The sequence below is a fragment of the Haloplanus sp. GDY1 genome (genome assembly GCF_023703775.1).
Lineage (GTDB): Archaea > Halobacteriota > Halobacteria > Halobacteriales > Haloferacaceae > Haloplanus > Haloplanus halophilus.
In genome coordinates, this window is the sequence record NZ_CP098514.1 from 526,463 (window position 1) to 551,908 (window position 25,446).

A 25,446-nucleotide genomic window follows, 5' to 3' on the forward strand; every position below is an offset into this window, starting at 1 on the left:
CGGCGAGACCGGCGTCAGAACCGGTCGGTCCGGCCCGAGGCGGCCCAGGCGTCCGTCGGCGTCCCGTCGGGGACCCGGACCGACCGCCCCTGGAGCCCTTCGATCCGTCCGGCGAACGGCCAGCGCTTCCCGTCCCACGTCTCCTCGGCCGACTCCGCGGCCGCCGCCGCGGCGAGGTGGCTGTCGCGGACGTGCGCGCCCACCGCGGCGGCGATGGCCGCGGCCTCCTCGTCGTCGGCGTCGTCGGGGATGTCCAGTTCCATCTCAGATCGGGATGTTGCCGTGTTTCTTCTCCGGGTTCGACACCCGCTTGGTCTTGAGCATGTGCAGGTCGTCGACCAGGCGCGTCCGGGTGTCCTGCGGTTCGATCACGTCGTCGATGAACCCGCGGTCGGCGGCGGTGTAGGGGTTGGCGAACTCCTCGCGGTACTCCTCGACGAGGTCCTGGCGTCTGGCCTCGGGGTCGTCCGCGTCGTCGAGTTCGTCGCTGTAGAGGATGTTCACGGCGCCCTCCGGCCCCATGACCGCGAGTTCCGAGGTGGGCCACGCGTAGTTCACGTCCGCGCCGAGGTGTTTCGACGCCATGACGCAGTAGGCCCCGCCGTAGGCCTTCCGCGTGATGACCGTCAACAGGGGCACCGTCGCCTCGGAGTAGGCGTAGAGCAGTTTCGCGCCGTGGCGGATGATCCCCCGGTGTTCCTGGTCGGTGCCGGGCATGTAGCCGGGCACGTCGACGAACGTGAGGATGGGGACGTTGAAGGCGTCACAGAAGCGGACGAACCGCGAGGCCTTCATGCTGGCGTCGACGGTGAGCGTGCCGGCGTTCGACCGTGGCTGGTTGGCGACGACGCCGACCGAGTGGCCGTCCAGACGGCCGAAGCCGACGACGACGTTTTTCGCCCAGTCGCCGTGAATCTCGAAGAACGAGCCCTCGTCGACGACGTCGCCGATCACGTCCGTCATGTCGTAGGGCTTCTGTGGCTGGTCGGGGACGACGTCGACGAGTTCGTCGGCCGAGCGGTCCGGGTCGTCCCAGGGGTCGACCCGCGGCGGGTCCTCGACGTTGTTCTGCGGGAGGTAGGAGAGCAGGCGGCGGATGTTGTCGAGGGCCGTCTCCTCGTCCTCGAAGGCGCGGTGGGCGACGCCCGTCTCCGAGGCGTGGGTGACCGCGCCGCCGAGTTCCTCGAAGGTCACCTCCTCGCCGGTGACCGTCTTGATGACGTCCGGCCCGGTGATGAACATGTGGCTCGTGTCCTTCACCATGAAGATGAAGTCGGTGATGGCGGGGGAGTAGACCGCGCCGCCGGCACAGGGTCCCATGATGCCCGAAATCTGGGGGACGACGCCGCTGGCCTGCTCGTTGCGGTGGAAGATGTCGGTGAAGCCGGCGAGGCTACGGACCCCCTCCTGAATCCGGGCGCCAGCCGAGTCGTTGAGGCCGACGATGGGTGCGCCCACGTCCATCGCCTTGTCCATCACCTTACAGATCTTCTCGGACATCACTTCGCCGAGCGACCCGCCGAAGACGGTGAAGTCGTGGGCGAAGACGAACGTCTTCCGCCCGTTCACCTCGCCGTAGCCGGTGACGACGCCGTCGCCCGGGAGTTTCTTCTCCTCCATGCCGAACTTGTGGGTCCGGTGGGTCCGAAACTGGTCGAACTCGGTGAAGGTGCCGTCGTCCAGGAAGTAGTCGATCCGCTCCCGGGCGGTCATCTTCCCCTTGTCGTGTTGGGACTGGATGCGGTCCTCCCCCCCGCCGAGGAGCGCTCGCTCCCGCTTCTCGCGGAGTTCCTCGATCCGCTCGTCCATGGTCATGGCCGACCACCTGTCATACTGCACAAAAGGTTCGACTGGCGGCAAAAGGATTCCGCCCCGTGTCGGACGGCCGCCGGCTCCGGTTTCGGGGGTCGGCCGATCCGGCGACCCGGTCAGACCGCCGCGCGACCGCGGCGCAGACCGAGCAGTACGACGCCGACGACGAGGGCGGCGGCGCCGACGGTCGGCCAGAACCCGATGCGGGCGTCGACCCCCAGCGTCGTCAGGAGGGTGAACACCAGAAAGAGCGGGATGGCGACGCCGATGGCGAGCAGCCAGGGGGTGCCGAAGCGGGTCGCCAGGGGCCCCGCCCCGGTCGCGTACTCCGCGATGGCGTCGCGGCCGAGGACCCACCCCGCGAACAGCAGGAAGGCGACGAGCCCGCCCGTCAGGAGCAGGTCGACCAGCGTGCCCGCGACGACGTTGAAGAGCGCGGGCCGGAGGGCGGTGACCGTCCCCGTCGTCGCGACGAGGGCAAGCAGCGCCCCCACGGCCCGCCGGCGCGACCACCCGACTTCGTCGACGAGGACGGCGACCGGAATCTCGAGCATGCTGATCGAACTCGACAGCGCGGCGAAGGCGACGACGCCGAAAAACAGAATCGCCAGGAGCGACCCGCCGGGCAGGGCCGCGAAGGCCCCCGCGATGCCGACGAACAGTGCCCCGGGACCGCCGCTGCCGGGGTCGATCCCCTGCGAGAACAGCAGCGGGAAGACGACGAGGCCCGCGAGGACGCCCACGCCGGTGTTGAGCAGGGCGATGACCGACCCGTCGAAGGGGAGCGACCGATCCTCGCCGAGGTAGGAGGCGTAGGTGATCATGGTGCCGGCGCCCACCGAGAGGGTAAAGAGCGCCTGCCCGGCGGCCGGCCCGAGGATCGAGAAGAAGTTCGCCCGCACCGTTCCGAGGTCGAAGGTGAGGAAGAAGTCGTAGCCGGCGCCGGCGCCGGGCTGTGTCGACACCCAGACCGCCATCCCCACCAGCAGGGCGAGGACGGCGGGCATCATCACCTTCGTCCCGAGTTCGATGCCGCGGCGGACGCCGCCGAGGACGATCAGGCCGGTGAGCGCGAGAAAGAGGAGGTGGAACCCGGCGGCCTCGACGCCGTAGGAGACGGTCTCGAAGTAGGTCCCCGGCGCGCCGAGGTAGGCCGCGCCGCCGGTGAAGGGGCCGACGAGCGAGACCAGCAGGTAGCGCAGGATCCAGCCGCCGACGACGCTGTAAAAGGAGAGGAGCGCGACGCCCGTGATCGCGGAGACGCCGCCGACGGCGCCCCAGGCCCGCGACCCCGAGAGGTCACGCAGCGCGCCGACGGGGTTGCGCCGCGCCCGCCGCCCGATGACGAACTCGCCGAGCAGTCCCGGGACGCCGACGGCCAGCACCACGACCAGGTAGACGAGCAGGAAGGCGCTGCCCCCGTTTTCGGCGGTCATCCAGGGGAACCGCCAGATGTTCCCCAGGCCGACCGCGCTGCCCGCGGCGGCGAGGATGAAGCCGGTTCGCGTACCCCACGTCTCTCGTGCCATTACCACACCGTCGGAGAACCCCCGTGAAGTGGGTTTCGAGTCCGAAGCCGTCAGCCGACTGAGACGCCCCTAGACGAGCGGCGCGGCCAGCAGCCCCGCCTTGACGGCGAGGGTCTGCAGGCCGAGCAGGAGCGTCACCAAGACGCCGAGTGGAACGAGCGTGCGGACGAACAGCAGCCACGCGACGGCGCCGTTCTCGCTCAGTCCCGTCCCGCGCCGGAGTTCGGCGACGGCGTCGTCGGTGTCGACCCAGCCGACGAACACGAGCAGGGCGAACACCGACAGCGGCAGGAGGAGGTTGTAGGCGATGGCGTTGTACCACGAGAGGATGGGCACGCCGAGCGCGCTCGGCACCCCGAGGAGGAAGATGGCGACGCCCAGCGCGACGGCGAGCGACGAGCGCGAGCGGTCGGTGTTGTCGACGAGGTAGGAGGTGACCACCTCCAGCAGGCTGATCGCCGAGGAGAGCGCGGCCAGCAGGAGGACGACGAAGAAGACGACGCCCAGGAGCCGGCCGGCGGGGAGCTGGGCGAACGCGCCGGCGAGCGTGATGAACGCGGCGCCGAGGCCGCCGCTCCCGGGTTCGATGCCCAGCGAGAAGAGGATGGGGAAGACCACCAGCCCCGCCAGCAGGCCGACGAACGTGTTGAGGACGACGATGGTCGCGCCGTCGGTCGGCAGGGAGTCGTCGCGGCCGAGGTAGGAGGCGTAGGTGATCATCGCGCCCATCCCGAGCGAGAGGGTGAAGAAGGCCTGTCCGACCGCGGCGGGGAGGATGGTCCCGAAGTTGGCGAGCAAGGCGTCGAGATCCGGGGAGAGGTAGTAGGCGTAGCCCGCGGCGCCCCCCTCCAGCGTGCCGGCCCAGACGGCCAGGCCGCCCAGCAGGAGGACGATGCTCGGCACCATCAGCTTCGTCGACCGCTCGATGCCGTCCGTGACGCCGAAGGCGACGACGCCGACGGTCAGCGCCATGAACAGGGCGTGGAACCCGACCGCCTCGGGGCCGGCGGCGATGGCGCCGAAGTAGGCCTCGGATCCGGAGAAGTAGGCCCCCGTGGCGCTGCCGACGACGTACCGGATGACCCAGCCGCCGACGACGCTGTAAAAGGAGAGGATCCAGAACGCCGAGACGGTGCCGAGGAGGCCGACCACCTTCCAGTTGCGGTGGCCGAGGCGAGCGAAGGCGTCTATCGGGTTGCGCTCGGCGCGCCGGCCGACGACGAACTCCGCCAGCATGGCGGGAAAGCCGATCAGGAAGACGGCTGCGAGGTAGACGACGATGAAGGCGGCGCCCCCGTTCGCCCCCGTCTGGAACGGGAACTGCCAGACGTTACCCAGTCCGACGGCGCTCCCGACGGCAGCGAGGATGAACCCCACTCTCGTCGCCCACGTCTCTCGTTGTGACATGGCCGGCGGCTTCCCACAGGACGAAAAAAAGGCTCACGATCCGCTCTCGATCCTGTCAGCGGTCGTATCGGATCGCCTCCCGGTCAGGCCTCGCCGTAGACGGGCACCGCCGCGCCGCTCGTCGCCGCCGTGGCCTCCGAGGAGAGCGCCAGCACCGTCCGCGCGATGGTCGCGGGGTCGACCCACGCGTCGTGGTCGGCGTCGGGCATCATCTCGCGGTTCGCGGGCGTGTCGATGACGCTCGGCATGACGGCGTTCGCCCGCACCACCCCCTCGTTCTCCTCGGCGACCGTCTCGGTGAGGAGGCGTACCCCCGCCTTCGACGCGCGGTAGGGACCGTCGCCCTCGCCGCCCGAGAGCGAGGAGCGGGCCGAGACGCTGACGACGGTGCCCTCGGCCTCCTGCAGGTGCGGCAGCGCGTGTTTCGACGCCAGAAACATCGTCTTCAGGTTCACGTCGAACAGGAAGTCGAACGTCTCGGCGTCCGTCTCGTGGATCGGCGTCCCGCCGCGCCAGGTCCCCGCGACGTTACAGAGGTGGTCGAGTCCGCCGTGGTCGTCGACGACGGCCTCGATCACCCGTTCCACGTCGTCCTCGTCGGTGAAGTCCCCCCGGTAGTAGTCGAGAACCGCGGGGTCGACGAGGGCGTCCTCGTCCTCGGGGTCGAGTACGTCCGCGCCACAGACCGTCGCGCCGGCGTCGTCGAAGGCCCTCGCGATTGCGCTCCCGAGGGCGCCACACGCCCCCGTCACCAGCACGACGCGGTCACCGAAGTCGAAGGATACGGACATGCCGCGTCGTTCGGTACCGAGACGCAAAAGTTCGCCGCCCCTCAGGGCGTCACGACCAGCTTGCCGAGGAAGCTGTCTTCCATCACGTCGCGGTGGGCGTCGGCCACCGCCGACAGCGAGTAGGTGCGGTCGACGACGATCTCGAGGTCGCCCTCCCCGAGCAGGGTCGCGATCCGACCGAGCGGCTCGCTCAGGGCCGGCGTGTTGAACATGCTCATGAACTGGTAGGTGAGGTCCTTCCCGCGGGCGACGCCGTCGTTCGTGAAGCCGACCGCGGGGTCGTTCTCGCCGATGCCGACGATCCGAGCGTCGTGGGCGGCCACGTCGGCGTCGAACTGCAGGTAGTCGTCGAGGCGGTGGTCGAGGATCACGTCCGGCCCGCCGCCGCTCGCGTCCCCGACGGCCTCGCGCAGGTCGTCCCGCGCGTAATCGAGGACGGCGTCGGCGCCGAGCGATTCGAGGCGGTCGTGGTACGCGGGCGCCGCGGTGGTGACGACCCGCGCGCCGGCCGCGGCGGCCACCTGGACGGCCGCGTGGCCGACGCCCCCGCTACCGCCGTGGATCAGCGCCGTCTCGGCGGGTTCGAGGCCCGCGTGATCGATCAGCGCGCGCCACGCCGTCACCGCGGCGACGCCCGCGCCCCCCGCGGCCGTCGGGTCGACGCCAGCGGGGAGGAGGGCGAACCGGTCGCTCGGGACCGCGACGTACTCCGCACAGGCGCCGTAGTGGTCCTTGCTCAGGCCGGTGGCGACGACGGCGTCGTCGACGCTCACGCCCTCGACGCCCTCGCCCACCGCCACGACGTCGCCCGCGGCGTCGACGCCGGGAACCATCGGCAGGGTGAACGGCTCGTACGCTCCCTCGCGGAAGTAGGTGTCGACGGGGTTGATCCCCGCCGCCGCCACCTCGATCAGGACCTCCCCCGCCCCCGGTTCGGGCCGGTCGACGTCGTCGACTCGCAGTACCTCGGGACCGCCGTGTTCGTGGTATCGAACCGCGCGCATGGCGACGACTACGCGGAGCGGCCGAATAAAGGTGGGCGACCTACCTGACCGCCTCCAGCACCCAGTCGTCCGGCGTCGCCCGCCGGACTTCGATCTCGAACGCCTCGGGTGGCTCCCCCGCGAGTCGGCTCAGGAAGCCGCCGACCGGCGTCGGGTCGCGGTCGCTGACGAGGACGAACCGCTCGCCCGCGTCGAGGGATTCGAACCGCTCGCGCACCCGCTCTTTCCGCTCCTGCGGCGCGGCCCCGCGGATGTCGACGGCGCCGTCCGGGACGTCCACCTCGCCCGCGTCGTCGAGGGCGTCCAGGGTTCGCTCCCCCAGGTCCGCGACGGCCGCCGGCACGTCGCCCGGGTCGGGGCGGCCCTGCAACTCCCGCGCGAAGGGGAGCTCCGCGAGGACGGGCGCGTCCAGGCCGTCGAGGGCGTCCTCGGCGAACAGGTCGTTCGGCTCGCCACAGCAGTCACAGACGTACTCCGCCATGTTGACGACGGCGCCGAGGACGGGCACGTCGTTGTCGCGGAACAGTTCGACCGTCCGCTCGGTGTCGGAGACGGCGGCGTGGAACGGCGTCGTGACGACGACGACGCCGTCGACGGGGACCTCCTGCAGCGTCGTGAGCACGACGTCGCCGGTGCCCGGCGGCAGGTCCACCACCAGGACGTCGTCGTTGCGCCACGCCGTGTTCTCGAAGAGGTCCGAGAGCGCGTCGTGAGCCATCGCGCCCCGCCAGGCCAGCGGTGCCCCCGACTCCATGAGGCCGACGCTCATCACGTCCATCCCGTCCCGGCGGACCGGGAGTGGGTCGCCCTCCTCGCTGGAGTGGACCGGCCCGCTCACGTCCAGCAGGGTCGGCACGTTCGGCCCGTGGATGTCGGCGTCGAACAGCGCCACCGCCGCGTCGGCGGCGAGCGAACAGGCCAAGTGGGTCGCCACCGTCGACTTGCCGACGCCCCCCTTCGCGCTCGCGACGGCGACGACGCGGTCGAACGCCTCGACGCTCGCGCGCCCCTCGCTCGACGGCGCCGCGCGCTCGACGTGGACGCTCTCGACGCCCGCCACGTCGTCGACGGCGCGGAGGGTGGCCTCGACGACTCCCTGGCTGGTCCCCTCGTCGAGGGCTGTCAGCTCCATCCCGACCGTCACCTCGCCGTCCTCGACGGTCAGGTTCTCGACGAACCCCGCCTCGAAGACGGAGAGGTCCGCCGCCGGGTCGCGAACCGTTCTGAGCGCCGCTTCGACTCGTTCGGTCAGTGTCGTGGTGTCCGTCATAGGTCGGGCATGCGGTTGAGTCGGTCCTCGCCGGGCAGTAGCCGGCCGTCGTTCTCCAGGGCGCCGAAGTTCCGGCGGAACCGCGCCGGGTCGGCCTCCAGCGCCCGCTCGGCGGTCTCCCGCACCACCGTCGCGGGGTCGTCGGTCAGTTCCCGCAACCGGTCGCGGGCGCGGTCCGCGTCGACGCCGCCGAGCATGTGGGCCGCCCACTCGCGGACCCGTTCGCTCTCGTCGCGGCTCAGGTCCAGCAGCCGGTCGGCCATCGCCTCGCCCCGGAGTTTGAACAGGGAGACGGCGGCGTTCCGGCGGACCGCGTGGTGGTCGTCGTCGACGGCGCCCTCGATGTCGGTCTCGTGGGCCTCCCGGTCGAGGTTGTCGAGGGCGACGACCGCCTCGGCCCGGACCCACGGGTCGTCGTCGTCGAGCCGTTCGAGGGCGACGGCGGCGGCGCGTTCGCCGGTCGCGCCGCTCCCGTCGCCCCCGTGGGCCGTGAGCGCCTCCACGGCGAACTGCCGCACGTCGGCGTCGGGGTCGGTCGTCGCCGCCCGCGCGAGCCCCGAGACGACGGCCGAGGTCGTCGGCTCCTCCGTCAGCGCGAGCGCGGCGCGGCGGCGGTCGACCGGGTCGTCGGCCGAGAGGTCGTCGAGCAGCGCCGCGGCCTCGCTGTCCGCAACGGGTTCCGTGTCCGCGGCCGACAGCTCCGCCGGCGACGCCTCGCCGATGGTCACGTCGTCGCGGCTCACCTCGATGTCCTCCAGGGCCTCGATGTCGCTCCCGAAGCCCGGACTCCGCTCCGGATGCAGGCCGGGATCGGGCTCCTCCGCCAGACGCTTCTCGAACTCGTCGTCGGTCATCGTCTCGCCTCCCGGAGCGCGAGCGCCGCGACCCCAAGCGCGAAGGGGACGGCGCGGGGAAGCGCCGCGGGCACGCCGGCGAACGCGAGGAGTGCCACTCCCGCGAGCAGCGGCCACTCCCGTCGCCGAACCGCGGCGCTCGCCGCCGTCGTCGCCCCGCCCGCCGCGAGGGCGACGACCGGGAGCGGGGCGCCGACGACCCCGCCGCCGACGAGGGTGACCGCGCCGACGACGAAGGGCAGGGAGAGGCCGGCGGCGACGACGGCCGCGGCCGCGACGCCGCCGCCGAGCAGGGAGCGGGCCGACGGCGCCGCGAACGCCGGCGACGCGGCGACGGCGGCGAGCGCGAGCGTCGATCCGAGCCGTCGGAGCCCGACCACCCCGCCGACGCCGCCGGCGAGGCTCACCGCCAGCGCGACCAGCAGCGCGCCGACCACGACCCCTCGGACGTTCGCCAGCCGATCGCGGTGGGCGACGGCGACGGCAGCCGTCCCCGCGACGACGGCGACGGCCGCGGGCGCCGCGACGGCGGGCGTCGCGAGCGACAGGAGGCCGAACACGCCCACGAACAGCAGGCCGACGCCCGCGGCGGGGTCGCGCTCGGTCAGCGCGAGGCCGACCGCCGCGAGCGCCGCGACGGCCGTCGCCCCGGCCGCGACCGGTTCGACGCCGAGGGCCGCCCCGGACGGGGCGTTGACGAGCGCCGTCACCAGGAACCGCCCGACGACCGCGAGCGCCGCGACGCCCGTCGCCGCGCCGACGACCGCTCGCCGTCGATCCTCCGGAACCGGGGGGTTCCAGCGCCGGGTGGCGGTCGCTCCCGCCGTCATCCCGACCCCTCCAGTCGGGTCGCGAGGTCGTTGCGGTCGGCACGGACGAACGCCTCGAGCAGCGCGGCCAGTTCGCCGTAGACGTCGGTGCCGGGTTCGTCGACCATCCGTTCGGCGATTCCCGCGGCGGCGTGGCCGAGGTGGCGGTCGTGGAAGTCGAGTCTGGCGGCGGCCGCGTCGCTGCCAGCCATCGCCGCCTCCCGGCGCGCCAGGTAGCCCGCGAACTCCAGTTCGTACCGCAGGGCGTCGTGGTTGTCGCGGTCCGCGGCGTCTATCTCCAGGCCGTAGTAGTCGTACGCCCGGGCCAAGTCGAGGTTCACGTCGTTCCACGAGTGGTCGGGGCGGTACTTCGACTCGTAGAGCGGCACGGGCGGCCCCTCCGAGTCGAGCGTGCCGTCGGTCCGGTCCTCGTACTCCGCGTATCCGACCTCGAACAGGTCGTTGTACCGGGCCGCCAGCGTCTCGTAGTCGTCGTCGGTCGCCAGGGACGGCACGGCGACGTCGAGGCCGGTGTGGTCGAGACACCGGGACAGGTCGTCGCGCAGGGTCCCGCTCGCGGCGGCGTCGCGGAACTCCCGGTCGGGATGCCGGAAGGCGCGGGCGAGCGTCGCGTACACCGTGCCCCGGGCCGCGGCGTCGCGGTCGATGGGCGTCCCGTCGCCGGGGTCGGTCGCGGCCATCAGCTCTCACCCCCGCCGCCCCGCGCCCGGAGGACGCCGAAGGCCGTCACGCCGACGACGGCCACGATGGCCACGCCGGCGACGGTCCAGAGCAGCGTCTGGTAGGGCGGCCCCTCGGGACCGGGTCCGGTCGGGAAGTAGTGCCACTCGCTGACGGCCTTCCGGCCGGCGCGCTCGTCGTTGCCGCCGTTCCAGACGGCGACGGCGACGTCGAGTCGGTCCCCGGCGTCGAGGGCCGTCCGGTTCTCGCTCGGCGCGGCGACGTCGCGGGTGTAGACCACCGTCCAGGTGCCGTTCGCGTACGTCGCGTTCGCGTCGACGGCGGGCGAGGGGAACGCCGTCGTGGTGCCCGCGCCGCCCGCGAGCAGTTCCTGCGTCGCGCCGTCGGCGCTCCAGTACCAGACGTTCACCCGGTTGTCACGCCCGCCCATCGCGATGGGCGGGCGCGAACTCGTGTTCACCGGGAACTGCACCGCCACCGCGTCCATGAAACTCCGGGGCGACCCCGCGGTGACGTTCCGCGTCGGATCCTCCCACTGGAGGCGGACGTGGAACCGGTCGCCGCTCCGGGCGGCCTGGACGTGGACCCGATCGATCGACGTGTCGCCGGCGTTCGGCACGCCGCTCGGTGCGCTCGACAGCGCCACGTCCGCGGCGGGCACCGTCGACCACCCGGACGCGTTCGTCCGCGACAGGTCCGCGTCCGGCACCGTGCTGACCGGAATCTCGTGGGCCGGACGGGCGTCGGCGGGCGGTACCGCGACGGTGGCCGTGACCACCAGAGCGCCGACGAGCGCCGCCGTCAGCAGCGCGCGCAGTCGCTCCTCAGTCATCGTCGAAGACTCCCAGTCGGTACTGCTTGGCCGGGTTCTTGTGCTGGAGTAGCTCCATCAGTTCGCTGTCCTCGCCCTGCCGGGCGCGCTGGCGCTCGCGCTCGATGGTGTTGAGCGCCTGATCGACGCCGTCGCCGAACAGTTCCCGGAGGTAGCCCCGCGGGATCCGGTCGACGTCCACCGACTCGCCGTCCTCCGTGTGCTGGCCGGGGGCGTACGGGGGGATGTAGTAGACGTTCGGCTGGGTGCGAAACTCCGGATGCAGGGGGAGGGCCACCTCGTACTCCTCGACCAGCTTGTAGATGGGGCCGTCCTCGTCGTCGAGGAAGCCCACGAGCCGGAGCTGGGGCGGACACTCCTCCGCACACGCGGGGGCGTACGTCTCCCCGTCCGGTCCCTCCCCCTCCAGCCGGGGGTAACAGAAGATGCACTTCTCCGACTTCTTCGAGACGGTGTTGTAGTACACCTTCTTGTACGGACACCCCTCGACGCAGTAGCGGTAGCCCCGACACCGCTCCTGGTCGACGAGGACGATGCCGTCCTCCTCGCGCTTGTAGAGCGCCTGTCGCGGGCAGGCCTCGACGCAGGAGGGGTGGGTGCAGTGGTTGCAGATCCGGGGCAGGTAGAAGTAGTAACTGTTGGGGTACTCGCCGGCGCCCTGGTCCTCGTCCCAGTTGGGTCCCCACTCGGGGTCCTCGCGGGGGCGCAGGGGCTCGTCGCTCCCCTCGTACATGATCTCGGAGTGGTTGAACTCCCAGGGGCGGCCGTACTCCTCGCGGGAGGGGATTTCGCCCGTCTCGCGCTCGCCGTCACTGGTCCACCCGCCGCCGGACTCCTCCCAGCCGCGGGGGTAGCCCTCGCCGGGCTTGGTCTCGACGTTGTTCCAGTACATGTAGTCGGTGCCACCCCCCTCCGTCCAGAGGCTCTTGCAGGCGATGGTGCACGATTGACAGCCGATACACTTGTTGAGGTCCATCACCATCGCGACCTGGTGATCGATCCCCTCCGCGACGTCGACGGTGGTGTCGTCGTTGGTGCTCATTCGGAATCACCTCCATCGGACGGGGTCCGATGAGCCGCCGGCTCGTCGTCGGCGACCCCCGCGGGCCGCACGTCGACGTTCACGTCGCTGTTGACGCCGGTCGGCCCCCAGTAGTTCGGGAAGAAGTAGAGGTGCTCGCCCGTGTCCTCGGGGTACTGCACCAGTTGCGTCGGCTTCATGTACATCGGCACGAGGGAGTTGAAGTTCTCCCGGTCGGGGTACTGGAACTTCTCCCACGCGAAGTACTGGCGAAGCGTCCCCGGTTCCCCCGAGGGGTAGATTTTCGCCTGCACCTCGACGCTCGCGAGGTCGTTGAACACCTCGACCGTGTCGCCGTCCTCGATGCCGCGCTCGGCGGCGTCTTCGGGGTTGAGGTAGACCACCGGTTCGCCGCGCTGGAGGCGGAGCATCTTCGGGTCGTCCCGCCACGTCGAGTGGATCGACCACCGGCCGTGGGGCGTGTTGTAGGAGAGGGGGTAGTCGCCGCCGGTCGACTCCGGCCCCCGCTTGTGGGTCGGGAGTTCCTCGCCGAGTTCGAGGAACCAGTCGTGGTCGATGTAGTACTGCTGGCGGCCGGTGAACGTCGGCCACGGCTCCTTGTCGTGGACGTACTGCTGCCAGGGGACGTACGCCTCGCCGTCCTCGATGTCCGAGGTCCAGTGGTCGCCGGCCGTCAGCAGGCGCTGGGGCTGATCGACCGTCTCCTCGAACGTGATCCGCTCGTCAGTGTCGCTCGGGTTGGTCTCCTCCGAGTGGTCGAGGATGAACTCCGCGGCGGCCCGGTCCTCGACCAGCGCCCCGTCCTCGCCCGTCTCCCAGTCGCGCACGAAGTCGTCGTAGACGGTCGTGAGGTCGATGGTGCGGTCGAACTGCCGGTCCTCGACGGGGTCGACGTCCCGCTCCCGGGCGCGTTCCTGGATCGTCTCGGCCAGGTCGCGGAAGATGGCCCAGTCCGTCTTCGCCTCGCCCAGCGGCTCCACCGCCGGGGTGAAGGGGTGGACGTAGGTGTGCATGTCCGTCTCCGAGAGGTCGTACTTCTCGTAGTGGCTGGCCGCCGGCAGGACGATGTCCGAGTACATCGCCGTCGAGTCCATCCGGAAGTTCACGTCGACCACGAGGTCGAGTTTCGGCCAGAGTTGCTCCTCGACGGCGACGTTGCCCTTGGCCTGGTTGAAGTAGTTGCCCCGCCAGACGAACAGGGTCGAGGGGTCGGGCCGGAAGCCGTCCTCGCGCTCGCTGGGGTAGACGGGCATCCAGCCCCGGTCGATCGACTCCCGGATCTTCTCGGCCGTGTCGGGGTCCGTGTTGTCGAGGATGCCCGCGTGGAAGTAGGTCCACAGCGTCGTCGGCACGCCCCGGACGCTCCCGGTCGGGAACGAGAGGACCTGCCAGCCGTGGAACGTCCAGATCTTCTCCTGGCCGACGTAGTGATCGAGGCCGGTCCCGGGGTCGCCGAGGTTGCCGGTCAGCGTCACGAGCAACTGGAGCGCCCGGTTGCCCAGGTCGTTGTGGTACCAGTCGTTGACGCCCTTGCCGTGGATGATCTTCGCGGCGTCGGCCTCGGCGAACTCGCGGGCGATCCGCTGGTAGGTGTCCTCGCCGACCCCCGTCTCCTCGTGGACGGCCGCCGGGGTGTACTTGGACAGTTCGTCCCGCAGGTTGGCCCACACCGAGCGCACCGTGACGGTGCCGTCGTCAGCCTCGACCGATCGCTCGACCGACAGCCGCGGGTCGAAGTCGAGTTCGATGCTGGCCGAGGGGTCGTGTTGCCCGTCGCGGTCGCCGAGCGATCCCGGCGCGGGTCGCAGGGTCCCGTCGGCGTCGACCATCACGAACACCTTCCCGGGATCGCTCGCACCGGTCGCCAGCCCCACCTCGTCGGCCCGCAGGAACTTCCCCGTGTCCTCGCGGACCAGCAGCGGCATGTCCGTCTGCTCTTTCAGGTGGGCCTCGTCGTACAGGTCCTCCTCGACGATGGTGCGCGCCATGCCCAGCGCGAGGGCGGTGTCGGTGCCGCCGTCGGGTGCCAGCCACTCGTCGGTGTGGATGGCGGTCTGGGAGTAGTCGGTGAAGATCCCCACCCGCTTTGCTCCCTCGTAGCCCGCGTCGAGGAAGTACTTCGCGTCCGGGATGCGCGTGACGTTGATGTTCGACCCCCAGGCGACGATGTAGTCGGCGTTGTGCCAGTCGGCCGACTCGGCGTTGTCCGTCTGGGTCCCCCACGTGATCGGTTGCCCGGGCGGAAGGTCCGAGTACCAGTCGTAGAAGCTGTGGGAGACGCCGCCGAGCAGGTTGACGAGCCGGCTGCCCGAGGCGAAGGAGACGGGGCTCATGGCGGGGATGGGGGTAAAGCCCGAGATGGCGTCGTAGCGTCCCGCCTGCACCTCGTCGATGACGTGGTCCGCGATCTCGGTCAGCGCCTCGTCCCAGCTGATCCGCTCCCACTGGCCGGAGCCACGCTCGCCGGTGCGGCGGAGCGGGTGGAGGACGCGCTGGTCCGCGTTGACGTAGTCGGTGTAACAGGCGCCCTTCTGGCAGCCACGCGGGTTGGGGTCGGGGAGGCTCTCGTCGAAGGTGGGGTAGTCGCCGGCCTGCTCCTCGCGCCAGACCTGGCCGTCCTTGACGAAGACGTTCCACGAACACGACCCCGTGCAGTTGACGCTGTGGGTGGATCTGGCGACCGAATCCCAGTCCCACTCGTCGCGGTAGAGGTCCTCCCAGTCGCGATACGGGTAGTTCCCGATGGGATCGTCGACGGCCTGCAGGCCGCTCATCCCGTCGTCCGCGAAGGAGAGGCCGGTCGCCCCCAGGAAGGAGGCGACGCCGAGGCCCTTCACGAAGTCACGTCTGCCGATTCCTGTACCGTCCGGGTCGTCGTTCACGTTGTCACTCATTGGTTACGAAGGCCGTCGCGGTCGCACAGGCGGCGCCGACGACGGCGAGGGCGAGGCCGACGGGCGTTCCCCCGCCGGCGTCGAGGCCCACGGCCACGAGGCCGAGGCCGAGCAGTTTGCTCGCCGTGTCCAGCAGGCTGTACCGCCGATCCGAGAGCGACAGGCTGACCGGGGGGTCGGTCTCAGTCATCGCTCCCACCTCCCGCCGTCTCGTCGGCGACGTCGTCGTTCGCGGCCGGGTCCGCGCCGTCCCCGTTCCCGTCCCCGCGCAGGAGCAGATACGTGATCCCCGCGAACAGGGGCGGCACTCCGACCAGCGCCGCCGTCAGAATCGGGTTGACGACGCCCGTCGACGTCCCCAGCACCGCCTCGGCGAGGATGTTGTTCATCCCCGCGATGGAGGCGATCATGACGAACGCGACGGCGGCGACGCCGACGGCGGTCTGTCGGGGGCGGGCCAGCGGGTCGGCAGTGAAGTGGACGGGATCGGTGCGGTCGACGAAGGGCCACGCCACGATGGCGGCGAAGACGAGTCCGGGGAGGACGATGCCGCCGAGGAACTCGGTGGAGACGTGGATCGGCCCGACCGAGAAGGAGAGCCACGTCGGCAGCAGTTTCAGGAAGCCGTACACCCACATCAGGAACCAGTCGGGCATGATGAGTTCCGGCGTGGCCGCGGGGTCGTTCGGGCCGTACTCCGCGACGTTGTGGACGGGGAGGAGGCCTGCCAGCGCCGACAGGGTGGCGGCGGTCAGGAAGAACACCACCGCCGAGACGGCGGTCTGGTTCGGCACCGCGGGCAGGCCGACGATGACGCCGTCGTCGTCACGGTCGACCGTCCGGTCCCCGGCCTCCACGTCGCCGTCCCGGGGCGCCTCCGTGTGTTTCTGGCGAATCAGGATCGCCATGTGGACGGCGAGGCCGACGGCGATGGCCGACGGGATGACGAGGACGTGGAGGAAGTACAGGCGGGGGATGGTCGCGCTCGTGGGGAACTGCCCGCCGAAGACGATCTCGCCGAGGAAGTCGCCCACGAGCGGCACCGAGACGGTGAGGTTGTAGCCGATGCTCGTCGCCGTGGCCGCGAACTCGTCGAAGGGGAGCGCGTAGCCCGTGTAGGCCGCGCCCATCGCCAGCACCGCGAGTCCCGTCCCGACCACCCAGTTGGGTTCGCGGGGGTTGCGGTACGCCCCCGTGAAGAAGACCCGTAACATGTGCAAGCCGATCGAGGCGACGAAGAGGTGGGCCGCCCAGTGGTGGAGCCGGCGGATGAACATGCCGAAGGGGACGGTGTAGGTGATGTGCAGCACGGAGACGAACGCCTCGGGCATCTCCTCGCCCTGATACTCCGCGACGCTCCCGTCGTACTCCACGTCCGAGGTCGAGGGCTCGTAGAAGAACCCGAGGAAGACCCCCGAGAGGACGAGAAAGAGGAAACAGAACAGGGCGACCTCCCCGAGGAGGAAGGAGTCCTCCGCCGGGAACGCCTTCCCGAGGAACGTCCGACCCCGTTCCAGGTCGAGGCGGGCGTCGAACCAGTCGTACAGGCGCTCGGCGCGGGAGTCGGCCATCGCTACCCACCCCCCGGCCCGACGGCGCCCTCGAAGTCGCCCGTCGCGACCAGGTAGCCGTCGCTCGACAGCGTGATCGGGAGCTGTGGGAGCGGTCGCCCCGGCGGGCCGCCGACGACCGCCGCCCCCGCAGTCGGGTCGAACTTCCCGAAGTGACAGGGACAGACCAGCGTGTCGCCCTCGCGGTCCGACACCATGCATCCGGCGTGGGTACACACCTTCGAGTAGGCCGCGTAGCCGCTGACGGTGAAGGCAACGTTCGTCCCGTCGCCGTAGGCGCTCTCCGGGTAGCGGACCAGGAGCGTCGGCGCGTCCTCGATGCCCGGTCGGGGTTCGGGGAAGACCGTGAGCTGTTCGCCCTCGGCCAGTCGATCCTCGGCGATCGGTTCCCCGTCGCCGTCGACGAGGGTGACGCCGTCGGAGTAGACGGGGCCGCTGTACCCTCGCTCGAACACCTGCGTCAGTCCGGCGAGCGGTGCGGTGAGGCTCGCGACGGCCGTCAGGCCCCCCACCGTCGCGAGGAGCTTCGCGACGTCGCGCCGCTGGACTTCCATGCGTGCCCGGCGATCCGTGTAGATGCTCGGGCGGGTCGCGTCGCCGCTGCAGGGGCAGTCCCCGCACTCGTCGTCGCTCATCGCTCGTGCCCCCGGTGTTCGGCGACTTCGATGTGGGGCATGAACCACGCGTAGTAGGCGACCGTCGACAGCGCCAGCGACGTGAACATGCCCGTGGCGTACAGCCCGAAGTACTGCGTCCGGGCCAGCGTCAGGTACTCGCCGGTGAAAAGCGCCGCGAAGACGATGGCGAGGACGGTCAGCCCGCCCATCGCGACCAGCCCCTCGATGGCGTCGGAGGCGTCGTGGTACTCGACGATCCAGCGCCGCTCCGTCTCCAGCCACGGCAGCGTGACGGCGCCGCCGTCCGCCGCCGGACGCGCGTCCGCGTCGTCGGGGGGCCTCACGGCGTCGTTCATGAAGCGATGCACGGCGGTCAGGACGCCGATCAGCCCGAAGAGGGCGACCCAGACGATCACGCCGACCTGGCTCGGCGAGAGTTTGTTCGGCGTGTCGACGAAGCCCTGCAGGGGCCGGATGTCGGTGACGCTCTCGTCGATGGCCACCTCCTCGGACGGCGGTTCGCCGTGGAGCGCGACGAACCACATCGGCAACAGGACCGTGACGATCATCGCGCCGATCAGTAGCGTGTTCCGTCTCATGGCTTGGGAGTCGTTGCGGGTCGGTCCGGACGGACGATCCGCTCGCGATGATCTTCCGACTGTCCGGTGTAAGTGTCACCGAGAGTTCTAATGACGTGGGAACGGCGTTCGGGACCACGCTTATGACGGGCCCCCAGACGCCCACGGCGGATGCCCCTCGCGGGTCGCCGCCCCGACCGATACTACTAACTCCCGGTCGCCGGAACCTCCGGACGATTCGAGCATGAGACTTCACGAGTATCAGGCGAAGAGCGTCTTCGCCGACGCCGGGATTCCGACACCCGACTCCCGGCTGGCGACGAGCGTCGACGAGGCAGTCGATGCCGGACGCGACCTGGGGTACCCGGTCGCGGTCAAGGCACAGGTCCACGTCGGCGGGCGCGGCAAGGCCGGCGGCATCGAGATCGCGACCGACGAGGCCGGACTCCGCGAGGCCGCCGAGAGCATCCTCGGGATGGACCTCAAGGGCTACCACGTCGACCGCGTCCTGGTCGAGTCGGCCGTCGACTTCACGAACGAACTCTACCTCGGCGTGACGATGGATCGCGGCGAGGGTGAACCCGTCGCGATGGTCTCCTCCGAGGGCGGCGTCGACATCGAGGAGGTCGCCGCGGAGACGCCCGAGGCCATCGCCCGCGAGGGGGTCGACCCCGCGTTCGGGATGCACCCCTACCAGGCCCGCAAGGCGGTCTACGAGGCGGGCGTCCCCCGCGACGTCTCCCGGGCCGTCGCGAGCGTGCTGGAGACGCTGTACGACCTCTGGGAGGCGAACGACGCCAGCGAGGCCGAGATCAACCCGCTGATGGTGACCGACGGCGGCGACGTCGTCGCCGCGGACGCCGTGATGAACGTCGACGACGACGCCCTCTTCCGGCATCCCGACCTCGCGGACATGGAGGAGGAGTCCTACACCGACGACCTGGAACGCAAGGCCGGCGAGTACGGCTTCGACTACGTCCGCCTGTCGGGCAACGTGGGCATCATCGGCAACGGCGCGGGCCTCGTGATGGCGACGCTCGACCTCGTGGACCACTACGGCGGCGAACCGGCGAATTTCCTCGACATCGGCGGCGGCGCCAAGGCCGAACGCGTCGCCAACGCCCTCGATATGGTCTTCTCGGACCCGAACGTCGACTCCGTCGTCTTCAACATCTTCGGCGGCATCACCCGCGGCGACGAGGTGGCTCGCGGCATCAACGACGCGCTCTCGCAGTTCGACGAGATTCCCAAGCCCGTCGTCGTCCGCCTCGCCGGCACCAACGCGAGCGAGGGGATGGAGATCCTCGACACCGATCTGGTGCAGGTCGAGGGGACCCTCGAAGACGCCGTCCAGCGTGCCGTCGCCAACGCCGAGGAGGTGCCCCGATGAGCGTCCTCGTCGACGAGGACACCCGCGTCGTCGTGCAGGGCATCACCGGCGGCGAAGGGAAGTTCCACGCCGGCCAGATGATCGAGTACGGCACGAACGTCGTCGCCGGCGCGGTGCCGGGCAAGGGGGGCGAGGAGGTTCACGGCGTCCCCGTCTACGACACCGTCCACGAGGCGGTGCGCCGCGAGGACGCCGACGCCTCCGTCGTCTTCGTGCCGCCGGCCTTTGCGGCCGACGCGCTGTTCGAGGCGCTCGACACCCCGCTCGACCTGGTGGTCGCCATCACCGAGGGCATCCCGACCCAGGACATGGCGACGGTGAACCGCCGCCTGCGCGACACCGACACCCACCTCGTCGGGCCGAACTGTCCGGGCGTCATCACGCCGGGCGAGGCGAAACTCGGCATCCTGCCGGGCAACATCTTCGCCTCGGGGAAGGTCGGCCTCGTCTCCCGGTCGGGCACCCTCACCTACCAGGTCGTCGACAACCTCACGAGCCGAGGCATCGGCCAGACCACCGCCATCGGCATCGGCGGCGACCCGATCATCGGCACCTCCTTCATCGACGCTCTGGAGCTCTTCGAGGCCGATCCGGAGACCGAAGCGATCGCCATGTGCGGCGAGATCGGTGGCGAGGACGAGGAGGCGGCCGCCGAGTACATCGCCACGCAGATGGACACGCCCGTCGCGGCCTTCATCGCTGGGCGGACCGCCCCGCCGGGCAAGCGCATGGGCCACGCCGGCGCCATCGTCTCCGGGAGCGGCACCGGCACCGCCGAGAGCAAGATTGAGGCGCTCAACAACGCCGGCGTCCCCGTCGGCGACACGCCCGAGGAAGTCGCCGACCACATCGAGGGCTACCTGTAGCCTTTTCCGGCTCGGTCGCCCCGTTCCGGCCGTGACCGTCGCTAGTCGTCGGTGGCCTCGTCGGCGACGGCCTCGGCCGAGTGGTCCACGTCCGGCAGCGTCGACAGCGCCCCGCGGTGGGTGGAGCGGTAGCCGAAGAGGACGTCGTGGCCCTCGTCGGACATGAGGACGGGCCAGAACTCCTCGTCGGCCACGATCGGTTCGCCGTCGACGGTGGCGTACCGGTCGCCGGGGCCGACGCGGACGAAGTTCTCGCCGAGGAAGTGATACGTCCGTCCCGGTTCCTTGTAGATGGGCTCGGTCACCTCGTAGTAGCCCGGATCGGGCGCCGGCGGCTCGCCGGGGAGGACGCCCGTGCTCCGGAGGAACGCGAGCAGGCAGTCGTAGGCGTTGTCGACGGCGGCGGCCGACCCCTGGTGGCCCGCCTCCACGTCGAGAAAGCCCGGGAGTTCGACCGACCGGCCGTCGGCGACGACGGTGAAATCGACCACCTGTTCGACGGGCAGGTGGGCGGCCACCTCCCGCTTGCGCTCGTTCAGGTACGCCACGTTGGCGAAGGGCCGGTCGTAGGACACCGTCGAGTGGATGCCGAGCGCGGTACACCCCTGCACCTCGGCCATCAGGTCGTGTGCCAGTCGCTCCTCGTACTGGTCGCTCTCGGGGTCGCCCGGGAGACAGCGGTTGAGGTCCGTGTCGACGTACCGCACGCCCCGGTCGAGGGCACGCTCGTTGGCGACGATCAGCTTGGCCGGGCGGTCGACGTCGGGTTCGGTGTCGAGGAATCGCTCGATTGCGCGGACGCCACAGGGCTCGTCCCCGTGGATTGCGCCGACGACCGCTACCTCGGGGGTCCCGTCACCGACCGTGTGGACCTGCATGGACGACTCTGGGAGGGCCGGCCCCGAAAACCTGTCCCATCGGGACCGCCGATAACAAGGTTGATACCCGTCGCCGGGGACGGTTCGGCCAACGATGACCCGAGCCAGCCGTCGGGGGTCGGACGGGGCGGCCGAGCGGTCGGTCGGACCGTCGTCGCCGCTTCGGGCGGTCGCCCGCCGACTCGCGGCGTCGGACCGCCCCTCGACCGCCCAGCGGGCGATCCTGGGGTACTACGCCGAGACCGGTCGCTTCGACTACCGCGCGCTCCGGATCAAATCCGCCGTCGACGACACGCTCGACGCCATCCTCGAGGACGTGTACGGCGACGTCGAGGCCGCGGTCGCCGACGAGCTGGGCGTCGACGGGGTCGACTTCGCGTACGAGACGAAGCTCACGCTGCCGGCGGAGCTGACCCTCGGCTACCTGTACCGGCGGGCCATCGCCCGGTCGGCGCCGGGGTACGACCCCGTCGCGGACGAACCGGCGGGGATCCGGGGGCGACTCGGCCTCGTCGACCCCTCGGCCCCCGCCAACCGCGAGGCGCGCGAGTACGTCGAGCGGGCGGAGGAGGCGACGGCGCTCATCGTCCAGGCGCTGCTCGACGGCGACATGCGCGACGCGATCAACGACGACGAGTTCGAGGACTTCGAGGTGGCGGCCCCCGGGACGACACTCGACCGCCGACGGGTCGCCGAAATCGCCCAGTCACACCTCCAGGGCGTCGTCGAGGCGGCGTTCGACCGCGCTCCCGACGCGGTGCGGACGGCCTACGACGACGCGGTCGAGCGGTCCGAGGCCCACCAGGACCGCGACGACCGCTTTCGCGACATGCTGGCCGACGCCCTCGACGGCGACCCGGACGCGGCCGAGCGCATCGAGGCCGAGTACAAGTTCGCGCCCGTCCCCGAGGACGCCCCGTTCCCGGACGACGAGCGCGACCTGCCCTACCTGCGGACCCAGTACGACCGCGTCGGCGTCATCTACCGGGGGATGCTCGACGCCTACCGCGGGGTCGGCTTCGAGATTCCGGACGCGTTCGGCACGTCGATCGTCCTCGCGATCATCGGGGCACAGATCTGGCTCGACGACGTGGACGACTACCGCGACGACGTGGCCGAAGGACAGCTGACTCCCGTCACCGCCGAGTACGTCCTCGCCGACCGCGACGCGGCGGCGTACGAGAACGTCGTGTCGATCACGGAGCGATACTTCGAACTGGCGCGCGATCACGCCGAGACGGCGGGCTCACCGCTCAACGGCATCGCTATCGAGTACATCCTCCGGTCGGGTGAGCCGGAGCGACTGCCGGGAAGCGGGTAGTCACCCGGGCGCGCCGCCGCCGCCCCCGGCGTACATCCGGCCGACCTCCTCCAGGTCGCTCGACCCGCAGTCCTCACACGTCGCCGACTCCGGCTCGTCGTTGGTCGTGAACGTCGTCTCGCACTCCTGGCACTCGTAATCGTAGAGTACGGTCTCCTCCTCGTCGGGAGCCAGCAGGTCTTTCACCTTGTCCATGAGACTCATACGCTACCACCACCCACACGTTATCGGTTGTCGTTCATAATTGTTCGTGTTTCCGTCAGTTCCGGCCCAGGTCCAGGGTCGATCCCTGCTCCACCAGCACCCCGCGTTCGACCGCGGTCTCCAGGATCCGCTCGCACTGGGGTTCGGACACGTCGTACGCGCCCGTCACCAGGCCGGTCAGTTCGGCCCGCTCCATCGGGAACTCGCGGTTCTGGAGGAGGCGGAGCACCTTGTAGTACTCTTCCGGCACGTCGTCGGCCGTCGCCGTCGAGTCGTCGGCCGACGCCGACTCGTCCTCCGCCTCGTGGGCCGCCGCGGCGTCCCCCTCGGGCGTCGACGCCTCGTCCGCCCCGTCGTCGGCCGACGCCTCGTCCGCGGTTCCCTCGGCCGTCCCCTCGGCGGACGACGGCGCGTCGTTGTCGGCCGATCCCACCTCCGACTCGAAGGTGACCTCCTGGTGGGACGGTGGCCCGGGGTCGGCGTCGTCCGTCCCGGCGTCCGAGTCGGCCGCGCGGGCCAGCGGTTCGATCACGCGCCGGAGCTTCTCGTGACAGGTCGAACACAGCACCGCCGACCGCCCGCCCGCGGCCGAGTCGAGGCGCTCCGGCACCACCTCGTACTCCCGGAGCGAGTCGCCGACGGCGCCACAGAAGTAACAGGACCGCAACTGTGCCATACCGACACCTTCCGCAGGCGCGTGCTAAGTGTTTCCCCTTCGGCACCCGCTGAAGTGATGTGGCTCCTTCGACGCCCGCCGGACGATGTGACCGTTCGTAGTCAGAACCGCTCTATCTGTCGACGTACCTCCTCGAAACTCACGAAAATATTTAATTAGGAACGGTACGTTGGGGGGCACGTCATGGCACGCTACGTCTGTCCGGGCTGTGATCGGGAACTCGAAGCGGGCCCGTTTCGGATGACCTGTCCGACCTGTGGCGGACGGCTGGTCAACTATCGGCGGTCCCGGTCCTGACGGGTGGCGTAGCGTCCTCCGGCGTCATACGGTTTATTGTAAGTCAGTATCGGTGGTTCGCCGAGACGATCCGACGAACCACCGGTAACCAGTTACAATAAACCGTATCAGCGCGCGAGGTCGTCGGGGTCGACCGGGTCGGCCGCCTCCCAGTAGTCGTCGAACGTCTCCGTCGCCCAGGCGCGAACGGTCGGGTCGTCGGTGTCGACCGACGCCTGTAACACCCCGTTCGCGTCCCGGAGGAGCATGTGAACCACGTCGTCGGCGACGGTCACCGCCAGTGGAATCTCGCCGTCCCGGACCCGAACCGTCGCGTCCGGTGCCCCGAGCAGGGAGTCGAGTCGGCGCCGCAGTCCGGCGTCGTCGGCGACGGCGTCCAGGGCGCTCCGGGAGAACACCCCCTCGAACGTCATCTCGCCGTCGCTCACCCGCTCTTCGATCACCGTGAGGCTCCCCTCGTTGAACGCGTGGGAGAACACCCGCACGTCCTCGGCCGTTCGGAGGAACTCGAGCACCCGCGTGACCGGCGCGTTCGGTTTCGTCCCGCTCGGGACGGTGATCGTCGCGTCCTCGAATCGCCGCAGGTCGAAGCCCAGCGCGTCGGTCGGCAGGTAGCGGACGATGGGTCGGAGGTCCCCCTCGATCTCCACGATCTCCAGCAGGTCGAGGAAGCCGTCCGCGACGAGTTCACCCGTCGCGGTGGCGACGTACCCCCCGTCGCTCCGGCGGATCCACGAGCGCTCCTCGAAGTCCCGGAGGATGCGCCCGAGCGTCGCCTGCGAGGCCCCCGTCGCCACCGCCAGGTCCGTCCGGGTGTGTCGCTCGTCGGCGAGACGTCGCAGCACCGCCACCCGGTTGGGCGAGAGCGCGAGGAACTCGATCTCCGACAGTGCCGACTCCATGGTCGCACTCCTCCCCGACGCGACAAACCACTTTCGACCCGTGAAACCCTTGCACGCCGCGACACCATCGAGCGGACTGTGTCCCTTTCTTGCTATGAAATATTTTACGAATTAAATTATACGTGAGCGCCACGTAGGGGGAGTCGATGAGTCATCTATCACGGATCTCGACCTGCGGAACGGACGGCAAACCGATCTTCGACGGGGTCGCGGAGTGAGCGAGGCGGATCGCCGCTCGCTCGCCGCGTTCGCGGTTGCGGGCCTGCTGTTCGGCGGCACCTTCGTCGCGGTGAAGGCCGGACTCGCGTACTTCCCGCCCCTGCTGTTCGTCGCCCTCCGATTCGACGTCGCGGCGGTCGCGCTGCTCGGCTACGCGGCGCTCACGGCGGATCGGGAGGACCTGCTCCCCCGGACGTGGCGCGACGCGGCCGGCATCCTCGCGACCGGCGTGTTCGCCATCGGCCTCACGAACGCCCTCCTGTTCGTGGGACAGCAACACACCACGAGCGCCGTCGCGGCCATCGTGTTCAGCCTGAACCCCATCCTGACGCCGCTGTTCGCGTCGCTCCTGCTGGCCGACGAGCGCCTCTCGCTCCGGGGAGTCGCCGGCATGGCGCTGGGGTTCGTCGGCGTCGCCCTCGTCGTCAACCCCGACCCCGCGACCCTGATGACGGGCGGGGTCGGCAAGGCCATCCTCTTTGCCGGTGCGGTCCTCGGCGCCCTCGGGAGCGTCCTCATCAGGTGGTCCGGCGGCGGCCTGCCGAGCACGGTTCGCACCGCCTGGGGGCTCCCCTTCGCGGCGCTCAGCTGTCACCTGTTCAGCCTGTGGGCCGGCGAGTCGCCCGGATCGATCACCTGGGCGCCCGAGGCCGTCGCCGCGCTCGCGTACGTCGGCGTGCTCGCCGGCGCCGTGGCCTACATCGCCTACTTCGGCCTGCTCGACGCCGCGGGCGCCATCCGGGCGAACCTCGTGTTCTACCTGGTTCCCGTCGTCGCCGCGGTCGGCGGGTGGGCGCTCCTCGGCGAGCACATCTCGACGTTCGCGGTCGTCGGCTTCCTGACCATCTTCGCCGGGTTCGCGGTGATCGGGAGCGAGTCGGTCGACCTCCCGACGCTCCGGCGGCGGGTCGCCGACCGGACGCCCGACCGGATCGACGCCCCGCCCGCGGAGGAGCCCCGCGGATTCGAGGCGGACTGACC

24 protein-coding genes and 1 pseudogene are annotated in these 25,446 nt (G+C 70.5%); 4 read left to right on the top strand and 21 right to left on the bottom strand.

Annotated features, from left to right (window positions below; translation table 11 throughout):
- Positions 1-14: 14 nt before the first annotated feature.
- The 17 genes and pseudogenes from NBT67_RS02885 to NBT67_RS02965 all read right to left on the bottom strand — a co-directional run.
- Positions 15-263: pseudogene (locus NBT67_RS02885) on the bottom strand (DUF8022 family protein); the annotation flags it as partial.
- 1 nt (position 264) lies between these two features.
- Positions 265-1,809: an acyl-CoA carboxylase subunit beta gene (locus NBT67_RS02890; protein ID WP_251344327.1), complete on the bottom strand. Its 1,545-nt coding sequence runs from the start codon at positions 1,807-1,809 to the stop codon at positions 265-267.
- A gap of 119 nt (positions 1,810-1,928) precedes the next feature.
- Positions 1,929-3,341, bottom strand: coding sequence for a sodium-dependent transporter (locus tag NBT67_RS02895; protein WP_251343314.1), 1,413 nt, complete (start codon positions 3,339-3,341; stop codon positions 1,929-1,931).
- 69 nt (positions 3,342-3,410) lie between these two features.
- Complete coding sequence (locus tag NBT67_RS02900) at positions 3,411-4,748, bottom strand: sodium-dependent transporter (protein WP_251343315.1); 1,338 nt, start codon at positions 4,746-4,748, stop codon at positions 3,411-3,413.
- An 83-nt stretch (positions 4,749-4,831) separates the two neighbouring features.
- A complete protein-coding gene (locus tag NBT67_RS02905) occupies positions 4,832-5,539 on the bottom strand; it encodes an SDR family NAD(P)-dependent oxidoreductase (RefSeq protein WP_251343316.1) in 708 nt (235 codons plus the stop codon).
- A 41-nt stretch (positions 5,540-5,580) separates the two neighbouring features.
- Positions 5,581-6,543, bottom strand: a complete 963-nt coding sequence (locus NBT67_RS02910) for an NADPH:quinone reductase (protein WP_251343317.1) — start codon at positions 6,541-6,543, stop codon at positions 5,581-5,583.
- A gap of 40 nt (positions 6,544-6,583) precedes the next feature.
- Complete coding sequence (locus NBT67_RS02915) at positions 6,584-7,813, bottom strand: P-loop NTPase (protein ID WP_251343318.1); 1,230 nt, start codon at positions 7,811-7,813, stop codon at positions 6,584-6,586.
- Positions 7,810-8,667 carry a HEAT repeat domain-containing protein gene (locus NBT67_RS02920; protein ID WP_251343319.1) on the bottom strand — a complete coding sequence of 286 codons (858 nt, stop codon included), beginning with the start codon at positions 8,665-8,667 and terminating at the stop codon, positions 7,810-7,812. The genes NBT67_RS02915 and NBT67_RS02920 overlap by 4 nt, the downstream gene beginning before the upstream one ends.
- The gene (locus NBT67_RS02925) at positions 8,664-9,497 is read right to left on the bottom strand and encodes a DUF8068 family protein (protein ID WP_251343320.1); all 834 of its coding nucleotides are present in this window, start codon (positions 9,495-9,497) and stop codon (positions 8,664-8,666) included. Before NBT67_RS02925 ends, NBT67_RS02920 begins: the two co-directional genes overlap by 4 nt.
- Positions 9,494-10,177, bottom strand: a complete 684-nt coding sequence (locus NBT67_RS02930; RefSeq protein WP_251343321.1) for a molecular chaperone TorD family protein — start codon at positions 10,175-10,177, stop codon at positions 9,494-9,496. The genes NBT67_RS02925 and NBT67_RS02930 overlap by 4 nt, the downstream gene beginning before the upstream one ends.
- Positions 10,177-11,010, bottom strand: a complete 834-nt coding sequence (locus NBT67_RS02935) for an ethylbenzene dehydrogenase-related protein (protein WP_251343322.1) — start codon at positions 11,008-11,010, stop codon at positions 10,177-10,179. The genes NBT67_RS02930 and NBT67_RS02935 overlap by 1 nt, the downstream gene beginning before the upstream one ends.
- Entirely contained in the window at positions 11,003-12,052 is a 1,050-nt protein-coding gene (gene narH / locus NBT67_RS02940) for a nitrate reductase subunit beta (RefSeq protein ID WP_251343323.1), read from the bottom strand. The genes NBT67_RS02935 and narH overlap by 8 nt, the downstream gene beginning before the upstream one ends.
- On the bottom strand, positions 12,049-14,946 hold the full coding sequence (gene narG / locus NBT67_RS02945; protein WP_251343324.1) for a nitrate reductase subunit alpha: 2,898 nt from the start codon (positions 14,944-14,946) through the stop codon (positions 12,049-12,051). The genes narH and narG overlap by 4 nt, the downstream gene beginning before the upstream one ends.
- On the bottom strand, positions 14,939-15,136 hold the full coding sequence (locus tag NBT67_RS02950) for a DUF8120 family protein (protein ID WP_251343325.1): 198 nt from the start codon (positions 15,134-15,136) through the stop codon (positions 14,939-14,941). Before NBT67_RS02950 ends, narG begins: the two co-directional genes overlap by 8 nt.
- Entirely contained in the window at positions 15,129-16,517 is a 1,389-nt protein-coding gene (locus NBT67_RS02955) for a cytochrome b (RefSeq protein WP_251343326.1), read from the bottom strand. The genes NBT67_RS02950 and NBT67_RS02955 overlap by 8 nt, the downstream gene beginning before the upstream one ends.
- Before the next feature lie 2 nt (positions 16,518-16,519).
- Positions 16,520-17,152 (bottom strand): QcrA and Rieske domain-containing protein, encoded by a 633-nt coding sequence (locus tag NBT67_RS02960; RefSeq protein WP_251343327.1) that lies wholly within the window; start codon positions 17,150-17,152, stop codon positions 16,520-16,522.
- Entirely contained in the window at positions 17,149-17,733 is a 585-nt protein-coding gene (locus tag NBT67_RS02965; protein ID WP_251343328.1) for a hypothetical protein, read from the bottom strand. Before NBT67_RS02965 ends, NBT67_RS02960 begins: the two co-directional genes overlap by 4 nt.
- Before the next feature lie 223 nt (positions 17,734-17,956).
- Between NBT67_RS02965 and sucC the strand changes: the two genes are divergently transcribed.
- Positions 17,957-19,102, top strand: a complete 1,146-nt coding sequence (gene sucC, locus NBT67_RS02970; protein WP_251343329.1) for an ADP-forming succinate--CoA ligase subunit beta — start codon at positions 17,957-17,959, stop codon at positions 19,100-19,102.
- Positions 19,099-19,968, top strand: a complete 870-nt coding sequence (gene sucD, locus NBT67_RS02975) for a succinate--CoA ligase subunit alpha (RefSeq protein ID WP_251343330.1) — start codon at positions 19,099-19,101, stop codon at positions 19,966-19,968. The genes sucC and sucD overlap by 4 nt, the downstream gene beginning before the upstream one ends.
- A gap of 41 nt (positions 19,969-20,009) precedes the next feature.
- On the opposite strand, the gene NBT67_RS02980 is transcribed toward sucD, so the two are convergent.
- On the bottom strand, positions 20,010-20,846 hold the full coding sequence (locus tag NBT67_RS02980) for a M14 family metallopeptidase (RefSeq protein WP_251343331.1): 837 nt from the start codon (positions 20,844-20,846) through the stop codon (positions 20,010-20,012).
- A 94-nt stretch (positions 20,847-20,940) separates the two neighbouring features.
- Here NBT67_RS02980 and NBT67_RS02985 point away from each other — a divergent pair, with 94 nt between their 5' ends.
- Complete coding sequence (locus NBT67_RS02985) at positions 20,941-22,167, top strand: hypothetical protein (RefSeq protein WP_251343332.1); 1,227 nt, start codon at positions 20,941-20,943, stop codon at positions 22,165-22,167.
- Here NBT67_RS02985 and NBT67_RS02990 read toward each other — a convergent pair whose 3' ends face one another.
- The 3 genes from NBT67_RS02990 to NBT67_RS03000 form a co-directional block, all read right to left on the bottom strand.
- On the bottom strand, positions 22,168-22,371 hold the full coding sequence (locus NBT67_RS02990) for an FmdB family zinc ribbon protein (RefSeq protein WP_251343333.1): 204 nt from the start codon (positions 22,369-22,371) through the stop codon (positions 22,168-22,170).
- Between the two features lie 55 nt (positions 22,372-22,426).
- A complete protein-coding gene (locus NBT67_RS02995) occupies positions 22,427-23,047 on the bottom strand; it encodes a hypothetical protein (protein ID WP_251343334.1) in 621 nt (206 codons plus the stop codon).
- 404 nt (positions 23,048-23,451) lie between these two features.
- Positions 23,452-24,246, bottom strand: coding sequence for a helix-turn-helix transcriptional regulator (locus NBT67_RS03000; protein WP_251343335.1), 795 nt, complete (start codon positions 24,244-24,246; stop codon positions 23,452-23,454).
- Positions 24,247-24,460: 214 nt separating this feature from the next.
- On the opposite strand from NBT67_RS03000, the gene NBT67_RS03005 reads away from it, so the two are divergent.
- The gene (locus tag NBT67_RS03005; protein ID WP_251343336.1) at positions 24,461-25,444 is read left to right on the top strand and encodes a DMT family transporter; all 984 of its coding nucleotides are present in this window, start codon (positions 24,461-24,463) and stop codon (positions 25,442-25,444) included.
- Positions 25,445-25,446: the final 2 nt, after the last annotated feature.

Bases quoted from the DNA above. Each gene is read 5' to 3' on its own strand.
- sucC (WP_251343329.1), top strand. From the start codon at position 17,957: ATGAGACTTCACGAGTATCAGGCGAAGAGCGTCTTCGCCGACGCCGGG.
- NBT67_RS02965 (WP_251343328.1), bottom strand. From the start codon at position 17,733: ATGAGACGGAACACGCTACTGATCGGCGCGATGATCGTCACGGTCCTG.
- NBT67_RS03000 (WP_251343335.1), bottom strand. From the start codon at position 24,246: ATGGAGTCGGCACTGTCGGAGATCGAGTTCCTCGCGCTCTCGCCCAAC.
- NBT67_RS02980 (WP_251343331.1), bottom strand. From the start codon at position 20,846: ATGCAGGTCCACACGGTCGGTGACGGGACCCCCGAGGTAGCGGTCGTC.
- NBT67_RS02995 (WP_251343334.1), bottom strand. From the start codon at position 23,047: ATGGCACAGTTGCGGTCCTGTTACTTCTGTGGCGCCGTCGGCGACTCG.
- NBT67_RS02910 (WP_251343317.1), bottom strand. From the start codon at position 6,543: ATGCGCGCGGTTCGATACCACGAACACGGCGGTCCCGAGGTACTGCGA.
- NBT67_RS02950 (WP_251343325.1), bottom strand. From the start codon at position 15,136: ATGACTGAGACCGACCCCCCGGTCAGCCTGTCGCTCTCGGATCGGCGG.
- NBT67_RS02915 (WP_251343318.1), bottom strand. From the start codon at position 7,813: ATGACGGACACCACGACACTGACCGAACGAGTCGAAGCGGCGCTCAGA.
- NBT67_RS02990 (WP_251343333.1), bottom strand. From the start codon at position 22,371: ATGAGTCTCATGGACAAGGTGAAAGACCTGCTGGCTCCCGACGAGGAG.
- NBT67_RS02925 (WP_251343320.1), bottom strand. From the start codon at position 9,497: ATGACGGCGGGAGCGACCGCCACCCGGCGCTGGAACCCCCCGGTTCCG.
- NBT67_RS02930 (WP_251343321.1), bottom strand. From the start codon at position 10,177: ATGGCCGCGACCGACCCCGGCGACGGGACGCCCATCGACCGCGACGCC.
- NBT67_RS02960 (WP_251343327.1), bottom strand. From the start codon at position 17,152: ATGAGCGACGACGAGTGCGGGGACTGCCCCTGCAGCGGCGACGCGACC.
- NBT67_RS02955 (WP_251343326.1), bottom strand. From the start codon at position 16,517: ATGGCCGACTCCCGCGCCGAGCGCCTGTACGACTGGTTCGACGCCCGC.
- NBT67_RS02985 (WP_251343332.1), top strand. From the start codon at position 20,941: ATGACCCGAGCCAGCCGTCGGGGGTCGGACGGGGCGGCCGAGCGGTCG.
- NBT67_RS02900 (WP_251343315.1), bottom strand. From the start codon at position 4,748: ATGTCACAACGAGAGACGTGGGCGACGAGAGTGGGGTTCATCCTCGCT.
- sucD (WP_251343330.1), top strand. From the start codon at position 19,099: ATGAGCGTCCTCGTCGACGAGGACACCCGCGTCGTCGTGCAGGGCATC.
- NBT67_RS02920 (WP_251343319.1), bottom strand. From the start codon at position 8,667: ATGACCGACGACGAGTTCGAGAAGCGTCTGGCGGAGGAGCCCGATCCC.
- NBT67_RS02895 (WP_251343314.1), bottom strand. From the start codon at position 3,341: ATGGCACGAGAGACGTGGGGTACGCGAACCGGCTTCATCCTCGCCGCC.
- narG (WP_251343324.1), bottom strand. From the start codon at position 14,946: ATGAGTGACAACGTGAACGACGACCCGGACGGTACAGGAATCGGCAGA.
- NBT67_RS02890 (WP_251344327.1), bottom strand. From the start codon at position 1,809: ATGGACGAGCGGATCGAGGAACTCCGCGAGAAGCGGGAGCGAGCGCTC.
- narH (WP_251343323.1), bottom strand. From the start codon at position 12,052: ATGAGCACCAACGACGACACCACCGTCGACGTCGCGGAGGGGATCGAT.
- NBT67_RS02905 (WP_251343316.1), bottom strand. From the start codon at position 5,539: ATGTCCGTATCCTTCGACTTCGGTGACCGCGTCGTGCTGGTGACGGGG.
- NBT67_RS02935 (WP_251343322.1), bottom strand. From the start codon at position 11,010: ATGACTGAGGAGCGACTGCGCGCGCTGCTGACGGCGGCGCTCGTCGGC.